The organism is Myxococcus sp. CA040A (genome assembly GCF_013336725.1).
Taxonomy (GTDB): domain Bacteria; phylum Myxococcota; class Myxococcia; order Myxococcales; family Myxococcaceae; genus Myxococcus; species Myxococcus llanfairpwllgwyngyllgogerychwyrndrobwllllantysiliogogogochensis.
In genome coordinates this window covers 599,728-626,486 of record NZ_JABUMR010000005.1, presented here as the reverse complement: position 1 = coordinate 626,486, position 26,759 = coordinate 599,728, and the positions used below count along the sequence as shown (strand labels likewise).

Below are 26,759 nucleotides of genomic sequence, written 5' to 3'. Positions count from 1 at the left end.
GAAGGCGGGCGTCCGGACGCGGTCCTGGCGGGTGAGCGAGCGCGGAGATGCTTCCGTCCGTGCCGAGGCTGACAGGTGCCGCTAGGATGCGCGACCCATGCGCGTCGAGTTGCTGTGCACTGGTGACGAGCTGGTCACCGGCCTCATCACGGATACGAACAGCACATACCTGGAGGCCCGTCTCTTCGATTTGGGCGTCAAGGTGGAGCGGGTGGTGTTGGTGGGCGACGTCCGCCCCGACATCACCCAGGCGTTGCTGGAGGCGTCTTCCCGGGCGGAGGTGGTGGTGGTCTCCGGCGGGTTGGGACCGACCGCGGACGACTTCACGCTGGAGTGCGCCGCCGCCGCCGCGGGTGTCCCGTTCGAGGAGGACGCACGGGTGCTTGGCTGGCTGCAAGAGCGCTATGCGGCCCGGGGTCTCCCCATCAACCCGAGCGCGCTGCGCATGGCCCGTATCCCTCGCGGCAGCGAGCCGGTACGCAATCTGGTGGGCTCGGCGCCCCTCGTCATCCTCACGCTGGGACGTTGTCGCCTGTTCTTCCTGCCCGGCGTGCCGCGCGAGTTCCGCGCCCTGCTGGATGGAGAGGTGCTGCCACGCATCCAGGCGGAGCTGGAGGCCAGACCCGGTCGAGTCTTCCGTGCCTTCCGCCTGTTGCGCACGGTGGGGCTTCCCGAGTCGGAGATGGACCTCGCCGTGGCGCCCCTGGCTTCGAGCCACCCCCGGGTGGTGTTCGGCTTCCGAACGCACGCACCGGAGAACCACCTCAAGCTGATGGCGGAGGCGCCCTCGCAGGCCGAGGCTGATGGTGCGCTGGCGGCCGCCGAGGTCGACTGCCGACGGGTGTTGGGTGCCCGCGTCTTCGGCGCGGACGGGGACGAGTACGCCCCGGTGCTGCTGGACGTGCTGGGCCGCGCGGGTGCCACGCTGGCGACGGCGGAGAGCTGTACGGGGGGCCTCATCGCCCAGTGGCTCACGGCGGTGGCGGGAGCCAGCACCGTCTTCGTCGGAGGGGCGGTGGTGTACTCGGAGAAGATGAAGTCCGCATGGGTGGGTGTTCCACCCGAGATTCTCGAGCGTCATTCCGCCGTGTCCTCCCAGACGGCCATCGCCATGGCCGAGGGCGCGCGTGCCGCCTGCGGCACCACATATGGTTTGTCCGTGACAGGGTACGCGGGGCCTGGGGGAGGAACTCCCGAGGACCCCGTGGGCACCGTGTACTGCGCGCTCGCGGGCCCGGACCTGGTGACCCGGTGTGAGCGCATGTCCTTTTCCGGAGACAGAGAGCGCGTGCGGCTCTTCGCTGCCTCCCACACGCTGGAGATGCTGCGACAGCACCTGCTGTCCGCCGCCCGCCCATGAGTCGCTCCAAGTCCAAGCGCCAAGAGCCATCCACCCCCGAGCCCGGTGTGACGGGCCCGGCCCCAGAGGAGTCGGCCATCCCAGCTCCCGAGTCGCCCGCGGAGGCCACTGCCCCCTCCACGCAGAGCGCGCCCTCGCTGTCGGGAGGCGCGCCCGGTGCCATGCTTCGCGTGTGGTTCGCCGCCTACCGCGTGGAGGTGCTGCTGTTCGTGGTGGCGTTCGTCGTGCTCTCGAGCTTCAGCTCCCAGCGCTTCCTGCGCCAGAGCGCGGCGCCGCACTTCATCTACCAGGCCCAGTCGTGGTTGGAGGGGCGGCTGGACGTGGACCCCCAGGTCCTCCCCAATCTGGAGGACTGGGCCTGTGTGCGTCAGATGGGTGGCGAGAAGGTCCGCTGCGAGGGCCGGCCGCTTCCCGATGACCGCTGGTTCGTGAGCTTCCCATCCTTCCCCGCCGTGGCGATGCTGCCCTTCGTCGCGCTGCACGGGTACCAGTTCAACGACACCTCGTTCGGCGTCATCGTTGGCGCGTTGGCGGTGGCGCTCTTCTATTCGCTGCTGCGCTTCCTGGCGAAGGAAGGTGAAACGGCGCGCACCCGCGATGAGAACATCGTGCTCGCGCTCACGCTCGCCTTCGGCACGTTGTTCTTCTACTGCGCGATACGTGGCGAGGTGTGGTTCAGCGCCGAGGTCATGGGCGTGGCCCTCACCTGCCTCTACGTGCGCAACGCCCTGCGTGCCCACCGGCCTGTTCTGGCCGGAGTGTTCTTCTCCATGGCGACGCTCACCCGCACGCCGCTGTTCTTCGCGGGTCTCTTCTTCGTGCTGGAGGCGCTGTGCCCGGGCCCTGAGCCTCGGCTGGAGCAACTCAAGGCCCTGGGGCGCAACTGGAAGCCGGCGGCGCGGAAGGTGGGCCTGTTCGCGCTGGGCGCCGCACCGCTGGGGCTGCTGGCCGCTGGCTACAACGTGTATCGCTTCGGCCGATTGAGCGAGTTCGGCCACGCCTTCCTCTTCAACAACCGCGTCAACGTGGACATCGACCGGTGGGGCCTCTTCCACTGGGAATACCTGGGGCGCAACCTGGAGGCCGCCTTCCTCAAGTGGCCGTCGCTGTCGCTGGCGCCGCTCAAGCTCGGCTATGACCCCCGAGGGCTCACGTTGTTGCTGACGCTGCCCTTGCTCGTCTTCCTGCTGACTCCGAAGCTGAGACCGCGCCTGCACTGGCCGCTGTGGCTCACCGTGGCCGTGTGCGCGCTGCCAGGGCTCTTCTACCAGAACACGGGTTACATGCAGTTCGGCTTCCGCTTCAGTCTGGACTACACGCCCTATCTCTTGCTGCTCTTCGCCATTGGCGGCTGGTCCCTGCGCCAGCGCGTGGTGCTGGCGACGCTGGCGCTGGGCGTGCTGGTGAACTTCTGGGGCGCGGTGGCCTTCCGGGGCTACACGGAGCTTGTCCGGAACTGGTAGGGCAGTGGAGCCCGAGGGCTTGAATCCCCCAGGCTCCGCGCGCAGATAGAAAGAGGCCATGCAACCTCCCACCGGACAGCCTCCTGCCGGCAAGCGCTGGCACACCCGCGAGGACAGCGGCATCCGCCTCGATGCCCGCCTGCGCTGGTGGCACGACGACGAGCCCATCGAACATCCGAAAATCATCGAGCTCTTCAATGCTTCCCTCATCCTGGACGACACGGGCCGCTACCAGCTCCGCATCGGCAATGACTGGTGCTTCGTGCAGGTGGCGGATGCCGCGTACGAGGTGCGGACCGTCGACGTCACGCCGGAGGAGCGCGTGTCCATCCGGTTGAGTGACCGCACCGCCGAGGTGTTGGACCTCTCCACCCTGGCCGCGGAGTCCGATGGCGTCCTGACCTGTCGAGTGAAGCAGGGCAGGGCCAAGGCGCGCTTCTCCCGGGACGCGCAGTACCAACTCGGCCAGTTGTTGGAGCTGGCTCCCGAGGGTGGGTTGCTGTTGTGCGCGGGTGAGCGTCGCTATCCCGTGGCCCTCACCCTGGATGAGCTGGCTGGCTAGGCCGCTGCCTCCACGGGCGCGGTGGGGCAGGGGAGGGGCGGCGTACCCACCAGTTCCCGGGCCAGTGTCTCCAGGGCGTCGGGGTGCTCACGCAGCCACTCCACCGCGCGTTCCCGTCCCTGTCCGATGCGCTCTCCCCGCAGGCTGAAGTGGCTGCCGGCCTTGTCGATGAGGCCCGAGGCCACGCCCAGGTCGAGCACCTCGCCTGTGCGGTGGATTCCGCTGCCGTACAGCAGGTCGAACTCCGCTTCCTGGAAGGGCGGGGCGACCTTGTTCTTCACCACCTTCACGCGGGCCCTCGAGCCCACCACGGCGTCTCCGTCCTTGATGTTGCCCGTGCGGCGAATCTCGAGCCGAACCGAGGAGTAGAATTTCAAGGCGTTGCCGCCCGTGGTGGTCTCCGGGTTGCCGAACATCACCCCAATCTTCATGCGAATCTGATTGATGAAGACGATGCAGGTGCCCGAGCGACTCACCGCGCCCGTGAGCTTGCGCAGGGCCTGGCTCATCAGCCTCGCCTGCACGCCCATGTGCGCGTCTCCCATCTCCCCCTCGATTTCCGCGCGGGGCACCAACGCCGCCACCGAGTCCACGATGATGAGGTCCACGGCTCCTGAGCGCACGAGTTGCTCGGTGATTTCCAGCGCCTGCTCACCGGTATCCGGCTGTGAGACCAACAACTCCTCCACGCGCACACCCAGCTTGCGCGCGTAGTGGATGTCGAGCGCGTGCTCCGCGTCGATGAAGGCCGCCACGCCTCCCGCCGCCTGGACCTGCGCAATCGCATGCAGGGTGAGTGTCGTCTTGCCCGACGACTCGTTGCCGAACACCTCCACCACGCGCCCTCGGGGATAGCCGCCCACACCGAGGGCCCGGTCCAGTCCCACGGAGCCCGTCGGAATCACCGCGACCTTCTGTTCGTGCGCGTCAGCCCCCAGCGTCATCACCGAGCCTCGCCCGAACTGCTTCTCGATGGATGCCACCGCCGCCGCCACTGCCTTCAGCTTCTCCGTCAGCTTGCTCATCGACACCCTCGCCGCCCTGTCCTTGTGACTGTGCTGCGTTCCTTCTCCTCCGGATGGAGGTGACGGACGCATCGGCGTGGGGATGAGCAACGTGCATGCCGGGGCGTGCTCCCCTGGAGCGCGCGTGACGAGGTGTCCGCGAGGCCGGTGGAGTGTCCCGGATGTTGGAGGGTGCGCGCGGCGAGCCCGCACATGTCCTTCAGTCGGGCCGTGACTCAGCACGGCCCCGACAGGCTCGGCGCGCGTCTCCGGTGCGGACACCTCCATTGCACCGCCGATGTCGCGGTGCCATCGCGGGAGAGCCACACGCGCGTCGCCCTACACCCCCCGCGAAAGCCGCGGTGAGCGGGGACTGCATGGGCTTGCAGATGAGACTGTGGGGGCTCCCAGTCTTTCGCTTAATGCCTCGCATTATCGCGCGATTCATCTGGAGCAGGGGGGCGCTCGGTTGCTCGTCGGGGGCACGCCGCTTTGCGTTGAAGTTTGGAGGGGGCGGCATGACCTTTCCCTCGTGAAAACCCAACGCGAAGACCTGCCTCATGTGGTCATCCTCGGTGGAGGGTTCGCCGGGCTCAGTGCCGCGCGGCAGCTCGTCAAGGCGCCTGTCCGCATCACGCTGGTGGACCGACACAACCACCACCTCTTCCAGCCGCTGCTGTACCAGGTGGCCACGGCGACGTTGAGTCCCAGCGAGATTGCCGCACCCCTGCGCGGGCTCCTGGGTCCCAAGGGCGTGGCGGTGGTGCTGGCGGACGTGACGGGTGTGGACACCGCGGGCAAGCGGGTGCTGCTGTCGGATGGCGAACTGAAGTACGACTACCTCGTCATCGCCACGGGGGCGACGCACTCGTATTTCGGCAATGACCATTGGGCGCCTTTCGCCCCGGGCCTCAAGTCCATCGAGGATGCGGTGGAGATTCGGCGTCGCGTCCTGCTGGCCTACGAGATGGCCGAGCGGGAGACGGACCCGAGCATCCGCCGGGCGCTGCTCAACTTCGTCATCATCGGTGCGGGGCCCACGGGCGTGGAGATGGCGGGCTCGCTGGCGGAGATAAGTCGGAGCTCCCTGACGGGAGACTTCAAGAACATCGACACGCGCGACGCGCGCATCATCCTCATCGAGGGGCTGGGCAAGGTTCTGCCCGTGTATCCCGACGACCTCGCCGCGCAGGCCCGTCGCACTTTGGAGAAGCTGGGCGTGGAGGTCCGCACGGGCGCTCGGGTGACGAACATCGACGAGTCAGGCGTCTACATCGGCACGGAACACATCGCGGCCCGCACGGTGCTCTGGGCCGCGGGTGTCGCCGCCTCGCCGGTGGCGCGTTCGTTGGGTGCTCCGCTGGACCGCGCGGGCCGGGTGAACGTGACGCCCGAGCTGACAGTGCCGGGGCATGAGGATGTCTTCGTCGTGGGAGACCTCGCCTCGCTCAAACAGGCGGATGGCACGCCTGTGCCGGGGCTCGCGCCCGCGGCGATGCAGGAAGGCAAGCACGCGGCCCACAACATCGTCCGTCGGCTCCGGGGCCAGCCGATGGTGCCGTTCAAGTACTGGGACAGGGGCTCCTACGCGGTGATTGGTCGTGGCCACGCGGTGGGAATCGCCTTCCGCCGCTTCAAGCAGTCAGGCTTCCTCGCCTGGTCGGCCTGGCTCTTCATCCACCTGATGTTCCTCATCGGCTTCCGTAGCAAGCTGGCGGTGATGCTCGACTGGGCCTACTCGTATCTGACGTTCAACAAGTCGGCCCGCATCATCACGGGCCCCGCGCCTCGGTTGGATCAGCTCCGTCTCCCGAGCTCGACCACCCGCGGCGAGCAGATACTGCTGACGGACGCGGAGCCCTCGACACACGGCGCCGCATCCTCGCGGGGGCTGGCTCCTCCGTCCTCGCACTGAGCCTCCGCCGCGTTAGGGGCGCTCGGGTGGCCCCGTTCCGGAAGGAGTCACCGGCCAGCGGGAACCGGAACGGGAGGGCGGGGTGCCGCCGTGCGTGTTGGCGTGCAGCCACCCACGCCGGTCCAGTGCCCTGCAGTCAATGGCGAGCTGCATGTCCACGTCCTCGATGCGCCCGTGTCCTTCCAGGTCCGCCCGAGTCAGGGCGAGCTTGAGCAGCCGGTCATGCGCGCGTGCGGACAGGCCGTGGTGACGCACCGCCAGCTCGAGCATCCGCTCTGCTCGCGGGCTCAGGACGCAATGGCGTCGCAGCAGATGTGAGGGAAGCTGGGCGTTGCAGTGCACGCTGGGCTCGTCACGGTAGCGTTCCCGTTGGCGTTGCCGCGCGGTCTCCACGCGCTCCCGGTGGTGGCGGCTCGTGGTCTCCTTCGGCTCCGCGCGCGCCAGGTGGTGGTACTCCACCGGGCGCGTCTGCAGCGTGATGTCGACACGGTCCAGAAGAGGTCCGCTGACTCGCGCGTGGTAGTCGAACACCCGATGCTCGGGACACGTGCAGGTGTGGCCCGGCACGTTGAAGTAGCCGCACGGGCAGGGGTTCATCGCCGCCACCAGCATCACCTGACACGGATAACTGATGTTCTGGTTCGCCCGTGCGAGGTGGATGACCCCTTCCTCCAGCGGTTGGCGCAGCACCTCCAGCACGTTTCGTCGGAACTCCGGCAGCTCGTCCAGGAACAGCACGCCGTGGTGCGCCAGGGAGAGTTCGCCGGGGCGCGCCAGGGGTCCTCCGCCGACGAGGCCCGCATCGGAGAGGGTGTGGTGCGGCGCGCGGAAGGGCCGTGCTCGCACCAGTGAGTGTCCCGCGTTGAGCAGCCCCAACACCGAATAGACCTTCGTCACCTCGAGCGCCTCGGTGAAGGTCATCGCCGGAAGAATGCTGGGCAGGCGCCGTGCGAGCATCGTCTTGCCGGAGCCCGGTGGTCCGCACATCAGCACGTTGTGCCCACCCGCGGCCGCCAGCTCCAGGGCGAGCTTGAGCTCGGGTTGTCCCCGCACGTCCGCCATGTCGGGCTCGGGCCGCCCCTGCGGCGCGGCGGCGGAAGGGCCCTCGCGGCGGAAGGGCGTGATGACGTGGGTGCCCGCGAGGTGGTCCACCGCTTCGCGCAGGCTCGTCACCGGGAGCACCGTCAGTCCCTCGACGAGCGCGGCTTCGGCCGCATTGGACGCTGGCACCATGACTCCCTCGAAGCCCCGGTCCCTCGCCGCCACCGCGAGTGGCAACACTCCCTTGATGGGCTTGAGCGAGCCGTCCAGCGACAGCTCTCCACCGAAGAGGTAGCGAGCCAGGGGCCCGTCCTCGAGCAGCTTCGCCGCCGCCAGCACGCCCAGGGCGATGGGCAGCTCGAACGCCACACCGTCCTTGCGCAAGTCCGCGGGCGCCAGGTTCACGGTGATGCGCTTCTGAGGCAGCTCGAAGCCCGTGTTCTTCAGCGCGGACACGACGCGCACCTTCGACTCCCGCACCGCGCCCTCTGGCAGCCCCACTACGTTGAAATAGGGAAGCCCGAGCGCCATGTCGACCTCGCACTCCACCACCACCGCGTCGATACCCATCAACGCCCCCGACCGCACCCTCGCCAGCATGTCCCCGCCCTCTCCCTCAGACGTCGCGACCTTCGCGGAGCAACCCGCGTACCGACGGCATCCCGAGGCGACGGCCCCTCCAATCCAATCTCCCCAGGCGGATGCCCATCCCGCGGGCCCGCCCGTCACGATTCCAGATGCACTGGATTAGTGAAGGTGGGTCTAGCCAGGGCGGGTGCCTCTTGGGTACCTTGGCGGGTATCTGGGGAATGCATGGGGGAGATGACGCGCATGGGGTCGCAGGTCATTCATCGGCGCCGTCCGGTCCGTATCCGTCGGGCTGACATGAAGCGAGGCCAGCGGATGAAGGTGGCCTTCGCGGTGTTCCGCTTCTGCCTCTACGGCATGGTGGGACTCAGCTCGGAGATCTTCTTCTACAACCTGGTGCGCATCTCCCGGGACGTGCCCATCCTCGGGACGCTGTTCCAGTTCCAGTGGCAGGTGGACGACCGGCTGGGACTCAACGCCATCTGGAACACGCCCAACATCACGGCCTATGGCCAGTGCTCGCTTTGGATGTTCCTCATCTACGGCGTCGCGTGTTTCTGCTTCGTGGAGCCCGTCTACCGCTGGATGCTCTATCAGCACGCGAGCTTGCGAGCCGTCGTCTACGGCGTCGGCATCCTGCTCTTCGAGGCCTTCAGTGGGCTGATGCTGGAGCGGCTCACGGGCTACCGCATCTGGTACTACGCCGACGCGGGCGCCATCTTCTGGGAGATGACGTCGCTCTACATCCTGCCCATCTGGATGGTGACCGGGCTCATCGCCGAGTTCATCTACCGGGAGCTGATGGACCCGGACCTCATGGCGGCCTTGGAGTCCCCGCTGCCCGCGACGCCAGAGGAGACCGAGGCCTCCTTCCAGTTGATGCGGTAGGTGCAGGCGTGGCCGTCGTAGCCGGACGGCTCCACCTTCACGTCCTGTGCGCCGGCCACCCGCAGTCCCGCGTGGATGATGCCGGCGGTGAAGTCCGGGTAGTCACCCACCTCGTTCATCCACAACTCGAACTGGGTGGGGGTGAGTTCCACCAGCTTCGACTCGGTGTAGTTGTTGCCCGCCCGGAAGTTCTGCGTGGCCCGCATGAGCGTCCGGCGAGGCCCCAGCACGCGCAGCAGCGACAGCACCGCGCGGCCCAGCATGGTCTCCCGGAAGCCCTCGATATAGGCCTCGCCGAGCTTCCATGTACCGGGGCCGATGGCTTCCTGGGGAAAGAGCTCTTCCGCGGCGATGCGCAGGAAGGCCATCCACGACGGGAAGGCGTAGGCGGGACGAAGCTTCTGGTCCACGTCGAGCCCCGCCTGGCGCAGGCGACTCTTGCACGCGGGCGTCAGCCGCCCGTGCAGCGCGCGCAGGAAGAGGGCTTCGATGGTCTGTTCAAAGACGAGAAGCTCGTCAGCCATGAGGAGTGAACTCTAGCCGACGAGCTTCTGATTGTGAACCGCGACTCCAACCCGGAGCGTAGGGCTCCGGGCGGAGGTTCTCAGGGAGTCGGCGTCGGAGCGGGCGCCGGAGTGCCGGTGTCCACCTGCGTACCCTGGATGATGGCGTTCGACGGCAGCTCGGTCGCCATGGCGAGGACCTTCGCGCCGGCGCCCTTCGCGCCATCCATGGCCAGGATGAGCCGGCCGTAGTTCGTCGCGTCGTCCGCCATGAAGAAGACGACCTTCTCGTCCGCCTTCTTCGCTGCGAGCATCCGCTTGAGCCGGTTGACGTAGTCGGCGGTGGGCACCTTCTCCGTGTTGATGGAGTAGCCACCATCCTTGTCCAGCAGGACCACCAGCTGCTGGTCATCTTGGTTTTCCGGCGGCGGCTGATCCTCCACCTCGGTGTCCGGCACGCGCACCAGGATGTCCTTCTCCAGGAGGGGCGTGACGACCATGAAGATGATGAGGAGCACCAACACCACGTCCACCAGCGGCGTGACGTTGATCTCCGAGTTGGGCGGCGTTTGCGGCTTCACCCACTGACGCTGCTTGTGGCCCGCCATTACTTCTTCTCCTCGACGCCGAGCGCGATCTGCTTGGCCTTGGCCTTGCGGGCCACGTCCAGCACCCTGCGCACGTCGCCCACGTTCACGGTGTTGTCGCCCTTGAGCAGGATCTTCTTGCCCGGGTCCTTCGCCAGCTCCTGCGTCAGTCGATCCTGGAGTGCCTGCTCGTCCACCTGGTCATTCTCCAGGAACACCTTCTTGTCCGGAGTGATGGAGACGTAGAGAGGGTCTGAGTCCTTGCCCTTCTCCTTCTCGATTTCGGTGGCCTTCGGCAGCTCCACGGACTTGCCGCGCTGGAGCATGGGAGTGACGACCATGAAGATGATGAGGAGCACCAACACCACGTCCACCAGCGGCGTGACGTTGATCTCGCTCTTGATGCCCCCCTTGGGGCCAGCTGACATTCCCATGCGTTTAACCTGCTTCCAGGTGGTGGAAGCCCGCCGTCCCGGGTGGCGTCGCAGGCCCCCAGATTTCAGGGGCCGCGTTCACGTCGGGAGGCGGGCCTCGGGTCGTCCCCGGGCTCGCCGGTGACTGCTCAGGCCGCGTGCGAGGAGTGCGCGCCGCCGCCCATGTGGCGGGCGACCACGTCGAGGAACTCGTTGGAGGACTCAGAGATGTCCACCGAGCGAGCATCCACCCAGCCCTGCAGGAAGTTGTAGGCCATCACCGCGGGGATGGCGACCAACAGACCGAAGGCCGTGGTGATGAGCGCCTCGGCGATACCGGCCGAGATGGTGCCCAGACCGCCGGAGCCGGCAGCCGCCATGAGCTGGAAGGCGTTGACGATACCCATCGTCGTGCCGAGCAGACCCACGAACGGAGCCGTGGAGCCGACCGTGGCCAGCAGGCCCAGGCCGCGCTTCATGCTCTGAACCTCGCGCTGCGCCTGGCGCTCGAGCGCCCGCGCCACCGACTCCACCGCGATGTCCTTGTTGTTGGGGCTGATGCGGTACGCGGTGAGGCCGGAGTTGATCACCCGACCCAGGTGACCCACGTCCTTGCCCAGGTTCGTGTTGGCCGCGGTGGTCAGGTCGCCCTTCGCCAGGATGGCACCCATCTTGGCGGCGAAGTTGCGGCTGTCGGACCGGGTCTTGCGGAAGACGATCATCCGCTCCGCCATCACGACCAGGGACGCCACCGACATGATGGCCAGGGTGAAGATGATCATACGGGCGAAGGTGCCCGTGTGGTGCCAAATATCGATGAGAGTGAATTGCATGGCTTGATTAAGCGCTCCTCCTCACGAGCGCGGGGTGGTCGGCGGTGCTTCTCTACGGCGCGCCCGGATCAGCGCGGAAGCTTCAGATTCAGGGTGAAGGTGTAATCCACCTGGACCGGACGGCCCTGGAACGTGACGGGCTTGTAGCGTGACGAGGTCAGGGCGTCCATGACGGCCTGTTCCATGTGGGGCAGGGGCTTGATGATTCGGCAGCGCTCCACTCGACCTTCCACGGTGATGACGCACTTGACGATCATCGTGCCCTGCACGCGGGACTCGAGCGCCTCACGCGTGTACTCGGGCTGCGGGCCCGAGACCTTCTCCGGACGCGTCATGCCCGCACCGAACGGCAGCACTTCCGTCCCCGTCCCGCCCAGCTGCCCGCCGACCACGCCGCCAATCACGCCACCCACGACGCCGCCCACCACACCGCCGGCGACACCGCCTTCGACGCCACCCTCGACCTGCTCCTCGCTGGCCTCCTCGGGAGCCTCTTCCGGCTCTTCGGCCGGCTCGGCCTCCTTGGGGACCTCTTTCGGGATCTCCTTGGGCTGGACGATGGTGTCGGGCTTCTTGGGCTTCTTGGGCGTCGTCTTCGGCTTGGTGCTCGCCGCCGGGGGAGGAGGCGGCGGGGGAGGAGGCGGCGGGGCCATGGTGGCCTTCAGCGTCACCTCGATCTCCTTCTCCTCCTCGACCGGTTCCCTCGTCGACAGGAAGTAGGCCACGCCGAACAAAGCGACGTGCAGGATCACGGAGATGGTGGTCCCCACGCCGAACCGCGCTCTGGGCGCCTGACCGCGGTCAAGGACTGAATCAAACATGTACTAGACTCCTCATCACCAGTGGACACCCACCACGCCCCGCCCGGCTGAAAGGGCGCGCTACCATACAGAAACGCGTTCCGGGTTCAAGCAAGCACGGTCAAGGGTAACTGACGTGATCGCGCAATTGCCCCACTGGTTACCAAAAAGCAACGGTCTATTGACAACTGCTTGACCTCGGATATTTTCCCCAGTCATTTTCGGTTGCAGCCCACCTTGGAGGGGTCTGGTATGCACTTGAACCGAGTGCTCCGGGAAACCGGAGTTGTCCTGGCCGCAGGTCTGCTTTATGGATCGGCGGCTTTCGCGCAGTCGAGCACGATGATCGGTACTGTCATCGACGCTCAAAGCCGGCAGCCTGTTCCTGACGTTGTTGTCACCGCGACCTCGCCCAACCTTCAGGGTGAGCAGACCGTGGTTACCGACGCTCAGGGCAACTACCGTATTCCCCAGCTGCCGCCTGGTGTTTACACCCTGCGGTTCGAGAAAGAGCAGTTCAAGCCGTACGCACGTTCTGACGTCCAGCTGCGTCTGAACCGCACCATCCGCGTCAACGTCGAGCTGCTCCCCGAGTCCCTCGGTGAAGTGGTGGAGATCGTCGGCGCGCCGCCGACCATCGACGTGGGCTCCACGACCACGGGCGTCAACGTGGATCAGGAGTTCATCAAGCGCATCGCCGTGGCCCGTCCGGGTGGCAAGGGAGGAGCAGCTCGCTCCTTCGAGTCCCTGGCCGAGCTGGCGCCTGGCGCCCAGAACGACCAGTACGGTGTGTCCATCAACGGCGCGACCTCGCCTGAGAACGGGTACGTGGTGGACGGTCTGTCCACGAACGACCCCGCCTACGGCGTGAACGCCAGCCCGATGAGCATCGAGTTCGTGCAGGACGTGAACATCATCACCGGCGGTTACCTGCCGGAGTTCGGTCGCTCCACGGGCGGTGTCATCAACGCGGTGACCCGGTCTGGCTCCAACGAGTTCCACGGTTCCGTGTTCGCGAACTGGACGCCGGGAACCTTCGAAGGCACCCGCAAGCTGATCCAGGAAGAGGGCACTGTCATCAGTGGCCTCAACGAGCTGCAGAACCTGGGTGACTTCGGCGCGACCCTCGGTGGCCCGATCCTCAAGGACAAGCTGTGGTTCTTCGCCGGTTTCGCGCCGTCGTTCACGCGCTACCAGCACACCCGCACGCTGAACGCCATCCGGCTGAACGCGGACGGCACCTCGGTGACCAACGACGAGGGCTTCACCGTCGTCGACCCCATCGCGGGCTCTGACCGTCAGTACTACGCCGACACCCGGACCGTGCAGTACATGGGCAAGTTGACGTACCTCATCAACCAGGACCACAACGTCTCGATCGCCCTCAACGGCACCCCGACGACGACCGGTGGCATGGGCAAGCTGAGCATCAACCCGCAGTCCGGTGGTCTGCCGGGCGCGCTGGCCTCCCGCCCGGGCGACTTCGCCTTCACGGAGACCAACGCGAACGCCACGTCGCTGGCCCTGAAGTACGCGGGCGCGTTCATGGACAAGAAGGTCCTGGTCGACGCGAACCTCGGCTGGTTCCACCAGACGGCGTCCACCCTTCCGGCGGACGGCAGCAAGATCGGCTCGTCGCAGGGCCTCGCGGGCTACTCCCGCATGCTCTACAACTTCGAGCGCCGGCTGACGGTGTTCGAGAACCTGCCCGCGGGCCAGGAATCGGCGTGCGATCCGCTGGAGACGGTCGACGAGAACGGCGACCCGGTCTCGGTCGAGCGTTGCCCCGTGAGAGGTTACACGCTGGGTGGTCCCGGCTTGATGTCCGACGCGAAGCTGGACCGCTACCAGATCAACGCGAAGGCCACGTACCTGCTGAACGCGCTCGGCACCCACGTGCTGAAGGCCGGTGTCGACACCGAGTTCCTGTCGTACGACCAGCTCAAGGCGTATGGCGGTGGCGTGTACTTCCAGGAGAATTTCCCGTACACGGGTGCGACCCTCAACGGGCAGCCCTACACGGGAAGCATCGCGGTTCATGACTACCGCCGCTACGGCTACCAGGCGTCCCCTGACAGCCCCATCACCCAGCTGACCCAGCAGTCGAAGACCACCAGCACCACGGTCGGTGGCTTCCTGCAGGACTCCTGGTCCATCGCCAACCGCGTCACGCTGAACCTCGGCGTGCGCTACGACGTGCAGGCGATGTACGGCGGTGATGGCGATCTGGCCCTCATCCTCGGCAACCAGTGGTCGCCCCGTATCGGCGCCATCGTCGACCCGTTCGCCAACGGCCGCACGAAGTTCTTCGTGAACTTCGCCCGGTACTACGAGCAGGTTCCTCTGAACATGCTCGACCGCGCGTTCCCGGGTGAGCGTCGTTACGAGGCCCGCCGCGCCATGGTGGAGCCGGGTGAGTCGGGTGGTTGCGACCCGTCCAGCCGCGAGAGCCAGGAGACGGAGTGCCGGGATCCCAACTACGTCCTCGGTCAGCCGGAGAGCAGCCGTAACCCGAACCGCCTCTTCACGGGCGGCAAGGTGGAGAACGAGCCGATCGACCCGGACATCAACCCCCAGTCGTCCGACGAAATCGTCGTCGGCGGCGAGTACGAGCTCATCGCGAACACCCGCGTGGGCGCCAGCTACACCCACCGCGACATGAACATGGTCATCGAGGACATGAGCCGCGATGACGGTCGCTCGTACTTCCTCGGCAACCCGGGCAGCGGCTTCGCCAAGGAGTTCCCGAAGCCGGAGCGTAACTACGACAACGTCACCGTCTACCTGAACCGCACGTTCTCGGACGGCTGGCTGGCCCAGGCGAACTACACCTGGTCCCGTCTGTACGGTAACTACCCCGGTCTGTTCCGTCCGGAGACGGCTCAGCTCGACCCGAACATCCTGTCGGACTTCGACCTCATCAGCCTCCTGGCGAACCGCACGGGTCTGCTCCCGTTCGACCGTACCCACCAGATCAAGGTGTTCGGCGCGAAGGAGTTCAACTTCACCAACGAGCTCTCCGCGAGCATCGGTCTGTCCTACCGCGGCAACTCCGGCACGCCGATCAACTACTTCGGTGCGCACGCTCTCTACGGTTCGGACGAGTCCTTCGTCCTCCCCCGTGGCGCGGGTGGCCGTACGCCCTGGCTGAACGTCATTGACTCCAACATTGGCGTCAACTACCGCGTCAGCAAGGACAGCGTGATCTCCGTCACCCTCGACGTCTTCAACCTCTTCAACTTCCAGGGCGTCAGCACGGTGGACCAGACGTACACCCTGCTCAGCGTCGCTCCGATCCCGAACGGCAAGCCCAGCGACCTGCCGGGCAACGTGACGTGGCAGGAAGGCGAGGAGCGCACGGAGCCGTTCGGTAGCGTGGACGGAGACGTCAACCCCAACTTCAAGAACCCGACCAGCTACCAGCCGCCGCGGCAGATGCGCCTTGGCGTCCGGTACACGTTCTAGTCTCTGGCCACTCACGGAACCGGGATTTCAAGTCACATGACCAAGAACATTTTCAATGCTGCGATGGTCCTTGTTGGCACGGCGAGCGTGCTGACGGGCTGCAACTTCGACCAGCCAGAGGCGCCCTGCTTCGTGCAGGACAACGCCAACTGGGTGGTCAAGTACGATGCGGTGGACTCCCCCACCCTCGTCAACGGTGGTGGTGCTTGCACCATCGTTGCTCCCCCTGGAGAGTTGCTCGGCGTCTTCAAGTTCAATGACCCGGACAACCTGAACAACTCGCTGCTCACGATTCGTCCCAACGGCCTGGCGAGCATCGCGAGCCGGGATCCTGGGGCCCCCTCGGAGCAGACGGCGCTGGGTGCGCTCGCTACGGAGCCTGATGACAAGGACTTCTGCGCGGCCCCCTCGCTGTCGGCGGCCACCGTCAATGCAGCGGCGACCAGCACCGCCGCGGCGACGACGCTCCGCTACGAATTCACCAACGTGGATGTCTACGCGGCTCCGTTCGCGCCCGGCACCCAGCTGAAGGGTGAGCTGAAGTACACGAAGGATGGTTGCGCCTCGAACTACACCATGCGTGCCCTGTGGCCCGCGATTGCGTGCAGTCCGTCGGATGCGACTGCTTGCGGTCCGGACTCGGGTCTGAACCCCGATTTCGCGGCGGAGTGCCTCACGATTCGGTTCAACGCGGATGGGACGCCGGCGGCGTCGTACTGCGTTCCTTCGAAGCAGATTCCGTCCTTCAGGTAGTCGTTCAACGCTGAACAGCGCCACCTGACAGGTGGCGCCTCGCGGCCCCGCCAGCCCTCCTCAAGGAGTGGACTGACGGGGCCGCGGTGTTTGATGGGCTGTACCTGTCTGTCAGGGTTGTTTCTGTCTGGAGGAACATGGAGGGCCGTTACTCACTCATCCACCACGTCCGCTCGCTGTTGGACGACGAAGAAGGCACCCTCTACAAGGAGGCTCCCTTCCGCGTGGCCCTCTGCTACCCGAGCCCCTACCACGTGGGGATGAGCTCGCTGGGCTTCCAGGCCATCTACCGGGAGGTTCACGAGCACCCGGGTGCCACCGCCGAGCGCGCCTTCCTTCCGGATGACGTGGAGGCGTTCAAGCGCACCCGGACGCCGTTGTTCACGTGGGAGTCCCAGGCTCCCGTCTCCAGCTTCGCGATGCTGGCGTTCTCCGTGGCGTATGAGCTGGAGCTGACGGGGTTCTTCACGATGCTGGAGTTGGCGGGGCTGCCTGTGCTGGCGGAGGAGCGCCGGGATGGGCGCCATCCCCTGGTGGTGGCGGGAGGGCCCCTGACGTTCTCCAACCCGGATCCGCTGGAGCCCTTCGTGGACGTGCTGGTCCAGGGCGAGGCGGAAGACCTTATGCACGTGCTGGTGGAGGCGGCGGCCACGATGGAGCGCGAGGCCCTGCTGGACCATCTGGCACGCATCCCTGGCTTTCGTGTGCCGGGGCGCGGAGGCCAGCGCTACCACGTGGCTCGGGCCACGGATTCGCGGCTGCCTGCCCGCACGCAGATCATCACCCCGCATACCGAGCTGCGCTCGATGTTCCTCATCGAACCGGAGCGGGGGTGCTCGCGCGGCTGCCACTACTGCGTCATGCGCCGCACGACGAACGGGGGCATGCGCACGGTGCCTCCAGAGCGGGTGCTGTCGCTGATCCCCGCGCACGCCCGGAGGGTGGGCCTGGTGGGCGCGGCGGTGACGGATCATCCGCGTATCGTCGAGTTGCTCCGCACGCTCGTGGACGCGGGGAAGGAAGTCGGGGTGTCGTCACTCCGGGCGGATCGGCTGACACAGGAGTTGGTGGATCAGCTCCGCCGGGGTGGGGCGACCAACCTGACGGTGGCGGCGGACGGGGCCTCGCAGCGCATGCGGGACATGGTGGACCGCAAGCACTCGGAGGAACAGATTGTCCGTGCGGCGGGGTACGCCCGCACGGCGGGCATGAAGCAGCTCAAGGTCTACAACGTCGTGGGGCTTCCCTTCGAAGGGGACGAGGACATCGACGAGTTGATCCGCTTCACCGCGGAGCTGTCTCGCATCCTTCCCGTGGCGTTGGGAGTGGCACCCTTCGTGGCCAAGCGGAACACGCCACTGGACGGGGCACCCTTCGCGGGCATCAAGGAGGTCGAGAACCGGCTGGAGAGGCTGCGCAAGGGCCTGCGTGGACGCGCCGAGGTGCGTCCCACCTCCGCGCGGTGGGCGTGGGTGGAGTACATGCTGGCCCAATGTGGCCCGGAGGGTGGGCTGGCGGCGATGGACGCCTGGCGTGCCGGGGGGAGCTTCGCGGCCTGGAAGAAGGCCTTCGAGGCCCGGGGCTGTGAGCCCTATCTGGCGCGTCGGGTGGAGGACGGGCGGCGCAACCCCGTCCATTGGCCCACCGTCCCGAAGATGGCGCCCCCCGCGTCCGCCGCGTGACGGGGATGTGCAAGTGCCGCTGCACTGCGGGCTCCGCTTCCGCTAGAAGTCCGCATGCGCCGATGGCCGGCGCCCAGGGGCAGCGGAGAACCAGGTGAGCGCGCAGCGTGTGGACAAGGCGTGGCAGCAGAAGGGCCTGAAGGAGTACTCGACGGAGGCCCTGGTCGGAACGCTCGGTCACTACGGTATTCCCGTGGCCGAGGAGGACTTCCGAAAGCTCTCGGAGACGACCTTCCCGCTGGGCATCGCCCAACAGTGGAAGGCCCAGTGGAAGGGCACGGGCCCCTTCAAGGACTTCGTGGTGGCGGCGCCGGTGGAGTTGTGGCGCCGCTGGCTGCCGGACCGCGTGGCGCCGTACGAGCTGACGGATACGCTCGCCTCGCTCATGAAGTCGCTGCTCCAGTTGCTCAACGGCGCGGCGGACGCTCCGGTGGCTCCGGCCTTCGAGAAGATGAACGGCCTGCGCGCGCGACTTCCCGTGGATGACAACGGCGGGCCCCAGGAGCGCTTCATGCAGGAGGCGCTGGCTCCGTTCTCGGAGAAGGACGCGGAGCTGTTCGACAGCCTCGCAGAGACGCTCGCCCGCTCCGGCCACCCGGACCACGCGGAGTCGTTCGCGGACCTGGAGGAGTTCTTCCTGCCGGACCGCAAGGGCATCTCCCGCGCCATGGTGCGCGCGGCGCGCGGCGAGCAGGACGCGGCCGTGTCGGACCTGGTGAAGCTGACCGAGGACACGGCGCGTACGCCCATCGCTCGGATTCTGGCCGTGGACGGCCTCATCCACCTGAAGGCGAATGGTCCCGCCGCTTCGGCTGGCCGCATGCTGCTGGAGTGGGCCGAGTCGACCAAGGACCTGCACCTGGCGCTGGACCTCGTTCCCCGTCTGGAGCACGTCTACAAGGCGCAGAACGACCGCGTCTCCCTGCTGGACCTGGTGCGCACGGCCGACCGCCTCAATGCGGAGCACGACCGCATCCACCCCGGCCACACCCGTCACCGTCACGGGCGCTGAAGCCAGCACCTGGCGGCGCGCGGGCGAGTGCTCGCGCGTCGCGTCCAGAAGGGCAGGGCGCGCCACCGGCGCTTCCAGAGGCGCCCCTGAACGCGAAGACGGTGAGGCGCATGCGATGAGGAGTCGCTCGCTGCGCACTTCCCCGCGAGGCGCCTCCAGCGAACGTGGTGGGCTCGCGAGGCGCATGCGACGAGGAATTGCTCGCGTCATACTGCCCCGCGAAGTCCCTCAGGCGAACGGGCGAGCTCGCGACCGTCGATGTGCCCTGGAGAGGCCCTACTCGGCGGTGTTCGAGCCTGTGCTCCGCGCCTGACGCGCCGGTTGTTTCCGCCGCGCCTTCTTCTTGGGAGAGGTCGTGGCCTCCGCGGCCCGCGCGGTCGCTTGCTCGGCGGAGGCCTCGCCGCCGCCCTCCGTCAGCGCCGTCGTCGGAGGTGAATCCAGCGCGGCGACTTCCTGGGTCGCCAGGGGCGTCGAGCGCTTCAACGGAATCTTGAGCACCCGGGGCACGCCTTCCACGACGTCTCGCGTGGGCACCACCGCGCCCACCGTCGTGTAGCGGATGGCGCCTGTCTGGGTGAAGGCGTGCTTGAGCGTGTACTCCTTCGCGCGTGGCAGGAACCAGTCACGCACTGCCTTGAGGGGCATCACGTGCAGCTCTCCCTGCGAGAGGAAGACGTACACGAGGAGGTCCGCGCCGCTGTAGAGGAAGCAGCCCGGCGTGTCCTTCTCCAGGTTGGAGACCAGCTCGAAGAAGTAGCGGCGTCGGGTGGCGTTGCGGTCGCCCTTCACCTCGATGCCGCGCACCTCTCCCGTCGGCAGCTCCCAGAGGAGGTCCACGCCACGGTGCTGGAAGCGGGGGTCTGACTGCACGTCATGCACGCGCGAGCCCGGCTCCGTCTCCAGCAACCACGTCCGAGCGTGTTGCACGGCGCGGTCCGCCGCGCCCTGCACGCCCCTCATGCTGAAGCTGCGCGCCATGTCCTAGCGGCGCAGCTCGACGCCCGTCGCGACGAGCTGAACCTCGCGCGGCTTGCCGTCCGCGCCACGCGGGACGATGGCGCCTTCCGCCTCGTAGTGCGACGCGTGGCCCTCGCTCAGCTCCGCCACCTTCACCACGCCCTCCACGCGCGCCTGCGAGCCCGCCGAGTCCAGCGGGACGAAGAAGCCATAGTCCTTGAACGTCACGCGCACGCCCGGCCCCTTGGCCTGGGGGTCCGTCGCCAGCTCCATCCAGCAGCCCTTCTTCTCGCACGCCTTGCGCACCGTGCCCTCGAGCCGCACCGTCTTCCCGTCATGGGGCTGGGGCTTCGCCAGCAGGTCCGCGAGCTTCACGGGAGATGCGCCCTTGAGCGCCTCGCCCCGGGTGAGCTTCCAGTTCTCCTGCGCGGCGGCAGGCGCCGCGGCGGCGGTCGCCTGGGGCTTCGGCGCTGCCTTGGCGGCCTCGGCGGGGTGGTGACAGTCGGCCGCCGCAGCCTTGTCCTTGGCGGGCGTCTTGTCGCCGGCGAACGCAATCAGGGGAACAGCGACCAGCAGCATCAGGGACGTGCGGAGCGAGTTCATGACTCGCTCGCTTAGCCAAAACTCGTTGCCCCGGCAAGGCGGCGCCCGTACTAGAGTGGGACTCCCGCACACCTCTGGGCGAGGCGCGCATGAAGGTCTTCCTCCCTCCTCGCAATCGACGCCTCGGCACCGTGGACTACCTGGGGCTCATCGGCCTCGTGGGGCTGCTCGTGGCCCGGTACATCCCCGTGGCGAAGCTCATCCCCTTCTGGGGCTGTGTGCTGCGCGAGCGGACAGGCTGGCCCTGCCTCGGCTGTGGGCTGACGCGCGCGGCTGACCGCTTCGCCCACTTCAACTTCGAGGGGGCCTGGGAGGCCAACCCCCTGGGGACGGTGGCCGCCTTCCTGTTCGCCCTGGCGGTCGTGGTGACGGTGCTGCACCTCGTCTTCGCCGTCCCCGTCCCCGAAATCCGACTCTCGCCCCGGGAGTGGAAGGTGTTCCAGATGGTGATGCCCGCCATCCTCCTGGTGAATTACGCCTACGTGGTGGTGAAGACGCGCTTCCCCCACCTGCTGCTATAGCGTGGGGTCGTGACTTTCGCGCTCGTCCTGCTGGGCTACTTCGCCGGCTCCATTCCCTTCGGTGTCCTGCTGACGCGATGGCTGCGTGGCGTGGACGTGCGCCAGAGCGGCAGCGGCAACATCGGCGCCACCAACGTCACCCGCGTCGCAGGCAAGAAGCTGGGCGCGGTGGTGCTCGTGCTGGACGCGGTGAAGGGCGCGCTGCCCGTCGCGCTCGCGCTGCAGCTCGTGCCGGACCTTCCCACGGTGCACGTGCTGGTGGGCCTGGCCGCGGTGCTGGGCCACGTCTATCCGGTGTGGCTCAAGCTGCACGGCGGCAAGGGCGTGGCCACCGCGCTGGGTGTGCTGCTGGTGCTCGCTCCGCTGGCCGCGCTGGCCGCGGGCGCCGCGTACATCACCTTCTTCGCGGTGTGGCGGGTCAGTTCCCTGGGCTCGCTCGCGGCCGGAGCCACGGCGGTGGGCACGTCGGCCTTCACTGCCCGGGCTCCGGAGTACACCGGCCTCTCAGCTGTCCTCTTCGCCCTCATGCTGTGGACGCACCGGAGCAACATTGGCCGGCTGCTTCGGCGCACGGAGCGGCGCTTCTGAGTTTTCGTCCAGGTGGCTGCTGCCCGCGGCCCGGTAGCCGAGCAACGTGCATTCGATGGGGCCGTTCCACATCTCCCGGCGCGCGGAGGGACGCGTATGGAACGCGCTCTCGAAGGCCGGGTTGCCGGAGAGCACCCAGACGCGCCAGCCGGGCACGCGCAGGGACTCGCCCAGCTTGTAATAGAAGCTCTTCATGCCCTTCTGTCCGCCGGAGCCCGTGAGCCGGTCTCCATAGGGCGGATTGGTGAGCAGCAGGCCACTGGCGGCGGGCAGGTGCGGCAGGTCTGTCGCGTCAGCTTCGGCGAGGATGATTTCCTCCGACAGCCGTGCGGCCTGCACGTTGCGCTGGGCGGCCTCCAGGGCCTCCGGGTCCTTGTCGAAGCCCCAGATGGGGACCTCCACCTTGCGCTCGTTGCGGCGGGCATCCGCGCGCAGGTCCACGAGCAGCTCCTTCGCGCGCGGGCCGATGACGGGCCAGCGCTCCACCGCGAAGTCGCGGTTGAGTCCGGGCGCTCGGCGACGGGCCATCATCCCGCCTTCAATCAGCAACGTGCCGGAGCCGCACATCGGATCCACCAGCGCCTCTTCGCCCGTGTAGTGCGCGGCGCGCAGCACGGCGGCGGCCAGCGTCTCCTTGAGCGGCGCGACGGTGGGCCGCACGCGGTAGCCCCGGCGATTCAACGCGTCGCCGCACAGGTCCAACGACAGCGACAGCGTCTCGCGCGACAGGTGCGCGACCACGCTCACGTCCGGGTTCTTCGTGTTCACGTCCGGACGCGTGCCGACCTTGGTGCGCATCCGGTCGACGATGGCGTCCTTCACCTTGAGCGCCACGAAGCCCGAGTGGCTGTGCTCGCTGTCCTTCAGCGTGGCATCCACCGCGAACGTCGTGGTGGGCGTCAGGTGCTCCTCCCAGGGGACGCTCGCGGCGGCTTCGTACAGGCCCTCCGCGCCGTGGGCCTCGAAGGTGCCCAGCGGGTAGAGGATGCGCATGGCGATGCGGGACCAGAGGCAGACCATGAGGGCCTCGTCCAGCGAGGCCATGAAGCGGACTCCACCGCGGTCCTGACGGATGCGGCGCGCGCCAAGCTCCTTGAGCTCGTCCGCGAGAAGGTCTTCGGTGCCGCGAGCCGTGGTGGCGAAAAGGGCGATGCGTTCAGCCATAAGACACCGCCCTTAGACGACCTGGGACTGCTTGGGAACCCACAAGACGCCTCAGGTACCCACCACCTCGTAGATGGCGAACGTCGCCCCGTCCTGCTCGGCGCTGGCCTCCTTGGCGCGCCGGAAGTCCTCCGACTGGAAATAGCTCCGCATCGCCTCCTTGTCCCGCCAGCGCGTCACCAGCAGGAGCTCCGGCGAGCGCTCGAAGGACCGCAGCACCTCCAGCCCCAGGAAGCCGTCATGGGTGTCCACCCGCCGCGCGCGCTCCTGGAAGCGGGCAATCAGGCGCTCGGCCTCCTCGGGTGCGGGGCGGAAGCGGGAGATGGCGACAATCATGGGCGCTCACCTGGGATGTCGTGAGGTGGGGGAAACGAAGAGGGGGCGCCCGGACCGCTCCGGACACCCCCACGATGAACAATCGGGGCCGCTTTCCTGGCGGCCCTACATGGCTCCGGCGCCGGGCATGTCGCCCACACCCCGGATGAGTACCTCGCGGGGCTTGGCGCCATCCGCCGCGCCCACCACGCCGTCGCGCTCCATGCGCTCAATCATGCGAGCCGCGCGGTTGTAGCCGATGCGCATCTTGCGCTGGAGCATGGAGATGGAGACGGCCCGCATCTCGCTGACCGTCGCGAGCGCCTGATCGTACAGCTCGTCGGACAGCTCGTCTTCTTCGCCACCAGACTCCACGTCCTCGTCGCGCGGCTTGAGGATGGACTCGTCGAAGACGGGCTTGCCCTGGGCCTTGAGGTGGTCCACCGCCTTCTTGATTTCGTTCTCCGACACGTAGGCGCCGTGCACGCGCTGCAGGTGCGCGCTCGTGGGCGGCATGATGAGCATGTCGCCCATGCCCAGCAGGGCCTCCGCGCCCACCGTGCCCAGAATCGTCATCGAGTCCGGCTTGGAGCGCAGCATGAAGCTGATGCGCGTGGGGAAGTTCGCCTTGATGACGCCGGTGACGACGTCCGTGGACGGACGCTGCGTGGCGACCATCAGGTGGATGCCGGACGCACGCGCCATCTGCGCCAGGCGCGCCACGTAGGTCTCCACCTCGCGGCTGGCCACCATCATCAAATCCGCCAGCTCGTCGATGATGACCACGATGTACGGCAGCTTCTTGAGCTCCTTCTTCTCCGGCTTGTCGCTGGCCGAGACGAAGGGCACGTCCGACTCGTCGTCGGCCTCGGCTTCCACCTCGGGCACTTCGTCCGGCGCGTCGGACCCCTGCGCCTCGTGCAGCTCGTCGTCGTCCCGAGGCACGGCCACGCCCAGCCCGTCCCCGCTCGAGGCGGGCTTGTCGCCGCCCTCCACGTCGAGCACGAGCATCTTCTTGGGCTTCGACTTCTTCTTCGGGGCGGCCTCGGGAGTGCCCGACGCGCCCTTCACCTCGGTGGCGGAGCTCTCCACCAGCTTGTTGTAGCCGGCGATGTTGCGCACGCCCGCCTCGGAGAGCAGCTGGTAGCGACGCTCCATCTCCTCCACGGCCCAGCGCAGCGCGAGCGCCGCCTTCTTCGGGTCCGTCACGACGGGCAGGAGCAGATGCGGGATGCCCTCGTAGATGGAGAGCTCCAGCATCTTCGGGTCCACCATGATGAAGCGGACCTCCTCCGGTGTGGACTTGAGGAGGATGCTCATGATCATGGAGTTGACGGCCACCGACTTGCCGGAGCCGGTGGTGCCGGCGATGAGCAGGTGGGGCGCCTTGGCCAGGTCGAAGACATAGGGCATGCCCTCGATGTCCTTGCCCACGCACATGGTCAGCTTGCTGGCGCTCTTGATGAAGGCGTCCTGCTCGGCGATCTCCTTGAGGTAGACGGTCTCCCGGTCCTTGTTGGGAACCTCGATGCCCACCACGCCCTTGCCGGGGATGGGCGCGACGATGCGCACGCGCATCGCCTCCATGGCCATGGCCAGGTCGTCCGCGAGCGCGGCGATCTTGCTCACCTTGATGCCCGGTCCCGGCAGGAACTCGTACATGGTGACGACGGGGCCGGGACGAATCTCCACCACCTCGCCGACGATGCCGAAGTCGGCCAGCTTCGCGCGCAGCTTCTCCGCCGTGGAGAGGAAGGCGTCCTTGTCCAGCTCGGAGCGCTCCTGCTTGTCGCACTCCAGGACGTCCAGCGGCGGCAGCGAGAAGCTCTTGCGGTCACCCACGAACTCGAACTGGTCCTGGGCCTTCTTCCCGGTGGGCGCGGCCAGCGCCTTGGGCGCGACGATGAGCGGCATGCGCGCCGCCGCCGGGGTGGCGGGCGCGGGAGCCGGGGCAGGGGCCTGCGCGACGGGCTGAGGCGCCGGCGCGGCGATGATGGGGGCCGCGGGCGCGGGCTCGTGGCTCTCCGGCAGCGCGGCGACGGGCGGCGTGCCCGGACCGGTGACGATGTTCGGAGTCTTCCGGCGGCTCCTCGGGGGCTCGACACCCTCGGGGACAATCGGGGTGGAGTGGGGCGCGGGCGCGAGGAACGACGCGGCCCAGGCCGGGTCCGCTCCGGGCGCGGGACGCTTCTCGGCGCGCAGCGCGAGCCTGTTGTCGGCGGGCAGGGCCGGCGAGGACGTGGGCGGCAGCGAGTCCGTCTCGGCGGGGAGCGGTAGTGCCTTGCGCTTCTCCCCCTTCTCGCGACCGTCCTTGAGAGCCAGCTTCGCGGCGAGGGCCTGCTCCTTCTCGTTCTGCCGGGCCAGGCGCACGGCCTCCTCGGCCATGGCCTCCGCCTCGGCGGCTTCGGCCTCTTCGGCGGCGCGCTCGGCCTCGGCCAGCTCTTCCTCATCCGCTTCGATTTGCGCGAGGAACGCGGCCTCCTCCAGCTTCTCCTCCGCGGCGCGCTCCTGACGGACCTTGTAGGACGCCTTCTGGGCCTCCCAGAAGACGTTCGCGGACTCGGCGACGCGGCGGCCCAGCACGCTCAGGCCGGCCCACACCAGCGAGCACAGCTTGAAGAACGTGTACTGCGTTCCGACGATGAGGGCGGCGGCGCTGATGGCCGTCACCAGGATGACGGTGCCGACCGTGGAGAACAGTCCCTCCATCACCCCACCCAGGCCGGCGCCCAGCGCGCCACCCGGCGGGTGCGCCCAGCCCTTGTCCCCGGCGAACATGAGCTGCGCCAGGACGGAGATGCTCACGGTCAGCAGCACGAGGCTGATGATTTGAGGACCCCGCTTGCGCTCGCGGCTGCCCACGAAGAGCACCATGGCCGTGTAGAGCCCACCTACGGGGGCCAGGTAGGCGCACACGCCCAGCATCCCTCGCAGCGTCTCCGCGATGAGGTGGCCCATGGGGCCCACCGCGTTGCGGAAGCCCGGTCCGACCCTGTCATGGGCGTCGAACGTGGCGACCGCCAACAGGGACAAGAGCGACGCCGCGAGCAGGAACACGCCGGTGATGGCACGCCCCGCGCTGCCGTCGCCTCCCTCGGCGCCCGCCTTCCGTCGCTTGTCCGCGAGCGCCTTGCGACGCGTCGCGATCTCCTGACGGGAGAGTACCGCCTTTTCCGCCCGACCCTTCTTCGCCGTCATGACCTTCTTCCCTCTGCGCGTCTCAGCCGCGTAGCGGGCTGTAGCAATGCCCGTCGCGAGTGTAGGGAGGGAGGGGGTCTGGTCAATTTTCCGGCAGTCGCTCCAGCCCGGGCGGAAGGTGCCGGACACGGGGCCTACATTTCGGCTGCACCCTCCACCAGAGGGGGTATGGTGCCGCCACGATTTCTTGGAGGAGCATCGCCATGGCAGACACCGACAAGCCGTCCTCGAGCGAGGAAGAGTACTTCGCCCGGGAGGACATCGAAAAGAAGCGCAAGCTGGCGCTCCAGCAGGCCGCGGAGACGGCGGAGAAGCAGCGCGAGGACCTCAAGAAGCTCCACTGGATGAAGTGCCCCAAGTGCGGCATGGACCTCCAGACGCTCAAGCAGGGCAACATCGAGCTGGAGACGTGCTTCAACTGCGGCGGCGTCTTCCTGGACTCCGGTGAGCTGGAGCAGTTGATGGCGCACCACGGCCACGAGGGCAGTGGCAAGGTGATGGGCGCCATCCTGAACCTCTTCAAGCGCAAGTAGTCACTCGCGGT

At 67.6% G+C, this 26,759-nt stretch carries 24 protein-coding genes; 12 read left to right on the top strand and 12 right to left on the bottom strand.

Annotation, left to right across the window (positions count from 1 at the left end; genetic code table 11):
• The first annotated feature begins 97 nt into the window (after window positions 1-97).
• From HUA75_RS24480 to HUA75_RS24470, 3 genes are read left to right on the top strand one after another with little or no spacing between them, the layout of a single operon-like run.
• Window positions 98-1,360 carry a CinA family nicotinamide mononucleotide deamidase-related protein gene (locus HUA75_RS24480; protein ID WP_174487752.1) on the top strand — a complete coding sequence of 421 codons (1,263 nt, stop codon included), beginning with the start codon at window positions 98-100 and terminating at the stop codon, window positions 1,358-1,360.
• Entirely contained in the window at window positions 1,357-2,823 is a 1,467-nt protein-coding gene (locus HUA75_RS24475; RefSeq protein WP_174487751.1) for a hypothetical protein, read from the top strand. The genes HUA75_RS24480 and HUA75_RS24475 overlap by 4 nt, the downstream gene beginning before the upstream one ends.
• 58 nt (window positions 2,824-2,881) lie before the next feature.
• Window positions 2,882-3,385: a DUF1285 domain-containing protein gene (locus HUA75_RS24470; RefSeq protein ID WP_174487750.1), complete on the top strand. Its 504-nt coding sequence runs from the start codon at window positions 2,882-2,884 to the stop codon at window positions 3,383-3,385.
• Here the strand turns inward: HUA75_RS24470 and recA are convergent.
• Window positions 3,382-4,410 (bottom strand): recombinase RecA, encoded by a 1,029-nt coding sequence (gene recA / locus HUA75_RS24465; protein ID WP_174487749.1) that lies wholly within the window; start codon window positions 4,408-4,410, stop codon window positions 3,382-3,384. The genes HUA75_RS24470 and recA overlap by 4 nt on opposite strands.
• 511 nt (window positions 4,411-4,921) lie before the next feature.
• Between recA and HUA75_RS24460 the strand changes: the two genes are divergently transcribed.
• A complete protein-coding gene (locus HUA75_RS24460) occupies window positions 4,922-6,304 on the top strand; it encodes an NAD(P)/FAD-dependent oxidoreductase (RefSeq protein WP_141647762.1) in 1,383 nt (460 codons plus the stop codon).
• Between the two features lie 12 nt (window positions 6,305-6,316).
• Here the strand turns inward: HUA75_RS24460 and HUA75_RS24455 are convergent, their stop codons facing one another.
• Window positions 6,317-7,945 carry a YifB family Mg chelatase-like AAA ATPase gene (locus HUA75_RS24455; RefSeq protein ID WP_174487748.1) on the bottom strand — a complete coding sequence of 543 codons (1,629 nt, stop codon included), beginning with the start codon at window positions 7,943-7,945 and terminating at the stop codon, window positions 6,317-6,319.
• Window positions 7,946-8,230: 285 nt separating this feature from the next.
• Here HUA75_RS24455 and HUA75_RS24450 point away from each other — a divergent pair, with 285 nt between their 5' ends.
• Window positions 8,231-8,821: a hypothetical protein gene (locus tag HUA75_RS24450; protein WP_254627729.1), complete on the top strand. Its 591-nt coding sequence runs from the start codon at window positions 8,231-8,233 to the stop codon at window positions 8,819-8,821.
• Here HUA75_RS24450 and HUA75_RS24445 read toward each other — a convergent pair.
• From HUA75_RS24445 to HUA75_RS24425, 5 genes are all read right to left on the bottom strand, one after another.
• The gene (locus HUA75_RS24445) at window positions 8,722-9,345 is read right to left on the bottom strand and encodes a DUF2378 family protein (RefSeq protein ID WP_174487746.1); all 624 of its coding nucleotides are present in this window, start codon (window positions 9,343-9,345) and stop codon (window positions 8,722-8,724) included. The genes HUA75_RS24450 and HUA75_RS24445 overlap by 100 nt on opposite strands.
• 80 nt (window positions 9,346-9,425) lie before the next feature.
• The gene (locus tag HUA75_RS24440) at window positions 9,426-9,932 is read right to left on the bottom strand and encodes a biopolymer transporter ExbD (RefSeq protein WP_174487745.1); all 507 of its coding nucleotides are present in this window, start codon (window positions 9,930-9,932) and stop codon (window positions 9,426-9,428) included.
• Entirely contained in the window at window positions 9,932-10,345 is a 414-nt protein-coding gene (locus HUA75_RS24435; RefSeq protein WP_141647757.1) for a biopolymer transporter ExbD, read from the bottom strand. Before HUA75_RS24435 ends, HUA75_RS24440 begins: the two co-directional genes overlap by 1 nt.
• A gap of 128 nt (window positions 10,346-10,473) precedes the next feature.
• On the bottom strand, window positions 10,474-11,157 hold the full coding sequence (locus tag HUA75_RS24430) for a MotA/TolQ/ExbB proton channel family protein (protein WP_141647756.1): 684 nt from the start codon (window positions 11,155-11,157) through the stop codon (window positions 10,474-10,476).
• Window positions 11,158-11,225: 68 nt separating this feature from the next.
• Window positions 11,226-11,978 carry an energy transducer TonB gene (locus HUA75_RS24425; protein WP_174454812.1) on the bottom strand — a complete coding sequence of 251 codons (753 nt, stop codon included), beginning with the start codon at window positions 11,976-11,978 and terminating at the stop codon, window positions 11,226-11,228.
• A 231-nt stretch (window positions 11,979-12,209) separates the two neighbouring features.
• On the opposite strand from HUA75_RS24425, the gene HUA75_RS24420 reads away from it, so the two are divergent.
• The 4 genes from HUA75_RS24420 to HUA75_RS24405 all read left to right on the top strand — a co-directional run bounded on the left by HUA75_RS24420 (window position 12,210) and on the right by HUA75_RS24405 (window position 18,869).
• Window positions 12,210-15,422: a TonB-dependent receptor gene (locus tag HUA75_RS24420; protein ID WP_174487744.1), complete on the top strand. Its 3,213-nt coding sequence runs from the start codon at window positions 12,210-12,212 to the stop codon at window positions 15,420-15,422.
• A gap of 36 nt (window positions 15,423-15,458) precedes the next feature.
• Window positions 15,459-16,175 (top strand): hypothetical protein, encoded by a 717-nt coding sequence (locus HUA75_RS24415; protein WP_174487743.1) that lies wholly within the window; start codon window positions 15,459-15,461, stop codon window positions 16,173-16,175.
• A gap of 137 nt (window positions 16,176-16,312) precedes the next feature.
• A complete protein-coding gene (locus HUA75_RS24410; RefSeq protein WP_174454815.1) occupies window positions 16,313-17,857 on the top strand; it encodes a radical SAM protein in 1,545 nt (514 codons plus the stop codon).
• 94 nt (window positions 17,858-17,951) lie between these two features.
• Window positions 17,952-18,869 (top strand): hypothetical protein, encoded by a 918-nt coding sequence (locus tag HUA75_RS24405; protein WP_174487742.1) that lies wholly within the window; start codon window positions 17,952-17,954, stop codon window positions 18,867-18,869.
• 276 nt (window positions 18,870-19,145) lie between these two features.
• Here HUA75_RS24405 and HUA75_RS24400 read toward each other — a convergent pair whose 3' ends face one another.
• Entirely contained in the window at window positions 19,146-19,847 is a 702-nt protein-coding gene (locus HUA75_RS24400; RefSeq protein ID WP_254627728.1) for a hypothetical protein, read from the bottom strand.
• Between the two features lie 3 nt (window positions 19,848-19,850).
• A complete protein-coding gene (locus HUA75_RS24395; RefSeq protein WP_174487741.1) occupies window positions 19,851-20,429 on the bottom strand; it encodes a DUF4920 domain-containing protein in 579 nt (192 codons plus the stop codon).
• Window positions 20,430-20,518: 89 nt separating this feature from the next.
• Here HUA75_RS24395 and HUA75_RS24390 point away from each other — a divergent pair, with 89 nt between their 5' ends.
• Window positions 20,519-20,950: a DUF2752 domain-containing protein gene (locus HUA75_RS24390; RefSeq protein WP_174487740.1), complete on the top strand. Its 432-nt coding sequence runs from the start codon at window positions 20,519-20,521 to the stop codon at window positions 20,948-20,950.
• Window positions 20,951-20,959: 9 nt separating this feature from the next.
• A complete protein-coding gene (gene plsY / locus HUA75_RS24385) occupies window positions 20,960-21,538 on the top strand; it encodes a glycerol-3-phosphate 1-O-acyltransferase PlsY (protein ID WP_141646517.1) in 579 nt (192 codons plus the stop codon).
• On the opposite strand, the gene HUA75_RS24380 is transcribed toward plsY, so the two are convergent.
• The 3 genes from HUA75_RS24380 to HUA75_RS24370 all read right to left on the bottom strand — a co-directional run bounded on the left by HUA75_RS24380 (window position 21,455) and on the right by HUA75_RS24370 (window position 26,215).
• A complete protein-coding gene (locus HUA75_RS24380; protein WP_141646516.1) occupies window positions 21,455-22,702 on the bottom strand; it encodes a class I SAM-dependent RNA methyltransferase in 1,248 nt (415 codons plus the stop codon). The genes plsY and HUA75_RS24380 overlap by 84 nt on opposite strands.
• A 51-nt stretch (window positions 22,703-22,753) precedes the next feature.
• Complete coding sequence (locus tag HUA75_RS24375) at window positions 22,754-23,038, bottom strand: antibiotic biosynthesis monooxygenase (protein ID WP_141646515.1); 285 nt, start codon at window positions 23,036-23,038, stop codon at window positions 22,754-22,756.
• A gap of 105 nt (window positions 23,039-23,143) precedes the next feature.
• Window positions 23,144-26,215, bottom strand: a complete 3,072-nt coding sequence (locus HUA75_RS24370; protein WP_174487739.1) for a DNA translocase FtsK 4TM domain-containing protein — start codon at window positions 26,213-26,215, stop codon at window positions 23,144-23,146.
• Between the two features lie 203 nt (window positions 26,216-26,418).
• Here HUA75_RS24370 and HUA75_RS24365 point away from each other — a divergent pair, with 203 nt between their 5' ends.
• Window positions 26,419-26,748 (top strand): zf-TFIIB domain-containing protein, encoded by a 330-nt coding sequence (locus HUA75_RS24365; protein WP_141646513.1) that lies wholly within the window; start codon window positions 26,419-26,421, stop codon window positions 26,746-26,748.
• Window positions 26,749-26,759 lie beyond the last annotated feature (11 nt).

Bases quoted from the DNA above. Each gene is read 5' to 3' on its own strand.
- HUA75_RS24480 (WP_174487752.1), top strand. From the start codon at position 98: ATGCGCGTCGAGTTGCTGTGCACTGGTGACGAGCTGGTCACCGGCCTC.
- HUA75_RS24475 (WP_174487751.1), top strand. From the start codon at position 1,357: ATGAGTCGCTCCAAGTCCAAGCGCCAAGAGCCATCCACCCCCGAGCCC.
- HUA75_RS24470 (WP_174487750.1), top strand. From the start codon at position 2,882: ATGCAACCTCCCACCGGACAGCCTCCTGCCGGCAAGCGCTGGCACACC.
- recA (WP_174487749.1), bottom strand. From the start codon at position 4,410: ATGAGCAAGCTGACGGAGAAGCTGAAGGCAGTGGCGGCGGCGGTGGCA.
- HUA75_RS24455 (WP_174487748.1), bottom strand. From the start codon at position 7,945: ATGCTGGCGAGGGTGCGGTCGGGGGCGTTGATGGGTATCGACGCGGTG.
- HUA75_RS24450 (WP_254627729.1), top strand. From the start codon at position 8,231: ATGAAGCGAGGCCAGCGGATGAAGGTGGCCTTCGCGGTGTTCCGCTTC.
- HUA75_RS24445 (WP_174487746.1), bottom strand. From the start codon at position 9,345: ATGGCTGACGAGCTTCTCGTCTTTGAACAGACCATCGAAGCCCTCTTC.
- HUA75_RS24440 (WP_174487745.1), bottom strand. From the start codon at position 9,932: ATGGCGGGCCACAAGCAGCGTCAGTGGGTGAAGCCGCAAACGCCGCCC.
- HUA75_RS24435 (WP_141647757.1), bottom strand. From the start codon at position 10,345: ATGGGAATGTCAGCTGGCCCCAAGGGGGGCATCAAGAGCGAGATCAAC.
- HUA75_RS24430 (WP_141647756.1), bottom strand. From the start codon at position 11,157: ATGCAATTCACTCTCATCGATATTTGGCACCACACGGGCACCTTCGCC.
- HUA75_RS24425 (WP_174454812.1), bottom strand. From the start codon at position 11,978: ATGTTTGATTCAGTCCTTGACCGCGGTCAGGCGCCCAGAGCGCGGTTC.
- HUA75_RS24420 (WP_174487744.1), top strand. From the start codon at position 12,210: ATGCACTTGAACCGAGTGCTCCGGGAAACCGGAGTTGTCCTGGCCGCA.
- HUA75_RS24415 (WP_174487743.1), top strand. From the start codon at position 15,459: ATGACCAAGAACATTTTCAATGCTGCGATGGTCCTTGTTGGCACGGCG.
- HUA75_RS24410 (WP_174454815.1), top strand. From the start codon at position 16,313: ATGGAGGGCCGTTACTCACTCATCCACCACGTCCGCTCGCTGTTGGAC.
- HUA75_RS24400 (WP_254627728.1), bottom strand. From the start codon at position 19,847: ATGGCGCGCAGCTTCAGCATGAGGGGCGTGCAGGGCGCGGCGGACCGC.
- HUA75_RS24395 (WP_174487741.1), bottom strand. From the start codon at position 20,429: ATGAACTCGCTCCGCACGTCCCTGATGCTGCTGGTCGCTGTTCCCCTG.
- HUA75_RS24390 (WP_174487740.1), top strand. From the start codon at position 20,519: ATGAAGGTCTTCCTCCCTCCTCGCAATCGACGCCTCGGCACCGTGGAC.
- HUA75_RS24380 (WP_141646516.1), bottom strand. From the start codon at position 22,702: ATGGCTGAACGCATCGCCCTTTTCGCCACCACGGCTCGCGGCACCGAA.
- HUA75_RS24375 (WP_141646515.1), bottom strand. From the start codon at position 23,038: ATGATTGTCGCCATCTCCCGCTTCCGCCCCGCACCCGAGGAGGCCGAG.
- HUA75_RS24370 (WP_174487739.1), bottom strand. From the start codon at position 26,215: ATGACGGCGAAGAAGGGTCGGGCGGAAAAGGCGGTACTCTCCCGTCAG.
- HUA75_RS24365 (WP_141646513.1), top strand. From the start codon at position 26,419: ATGGCAGACACCGACAAGCCGTCCTCGAGCGAGGAAGAGTACTTCGCC.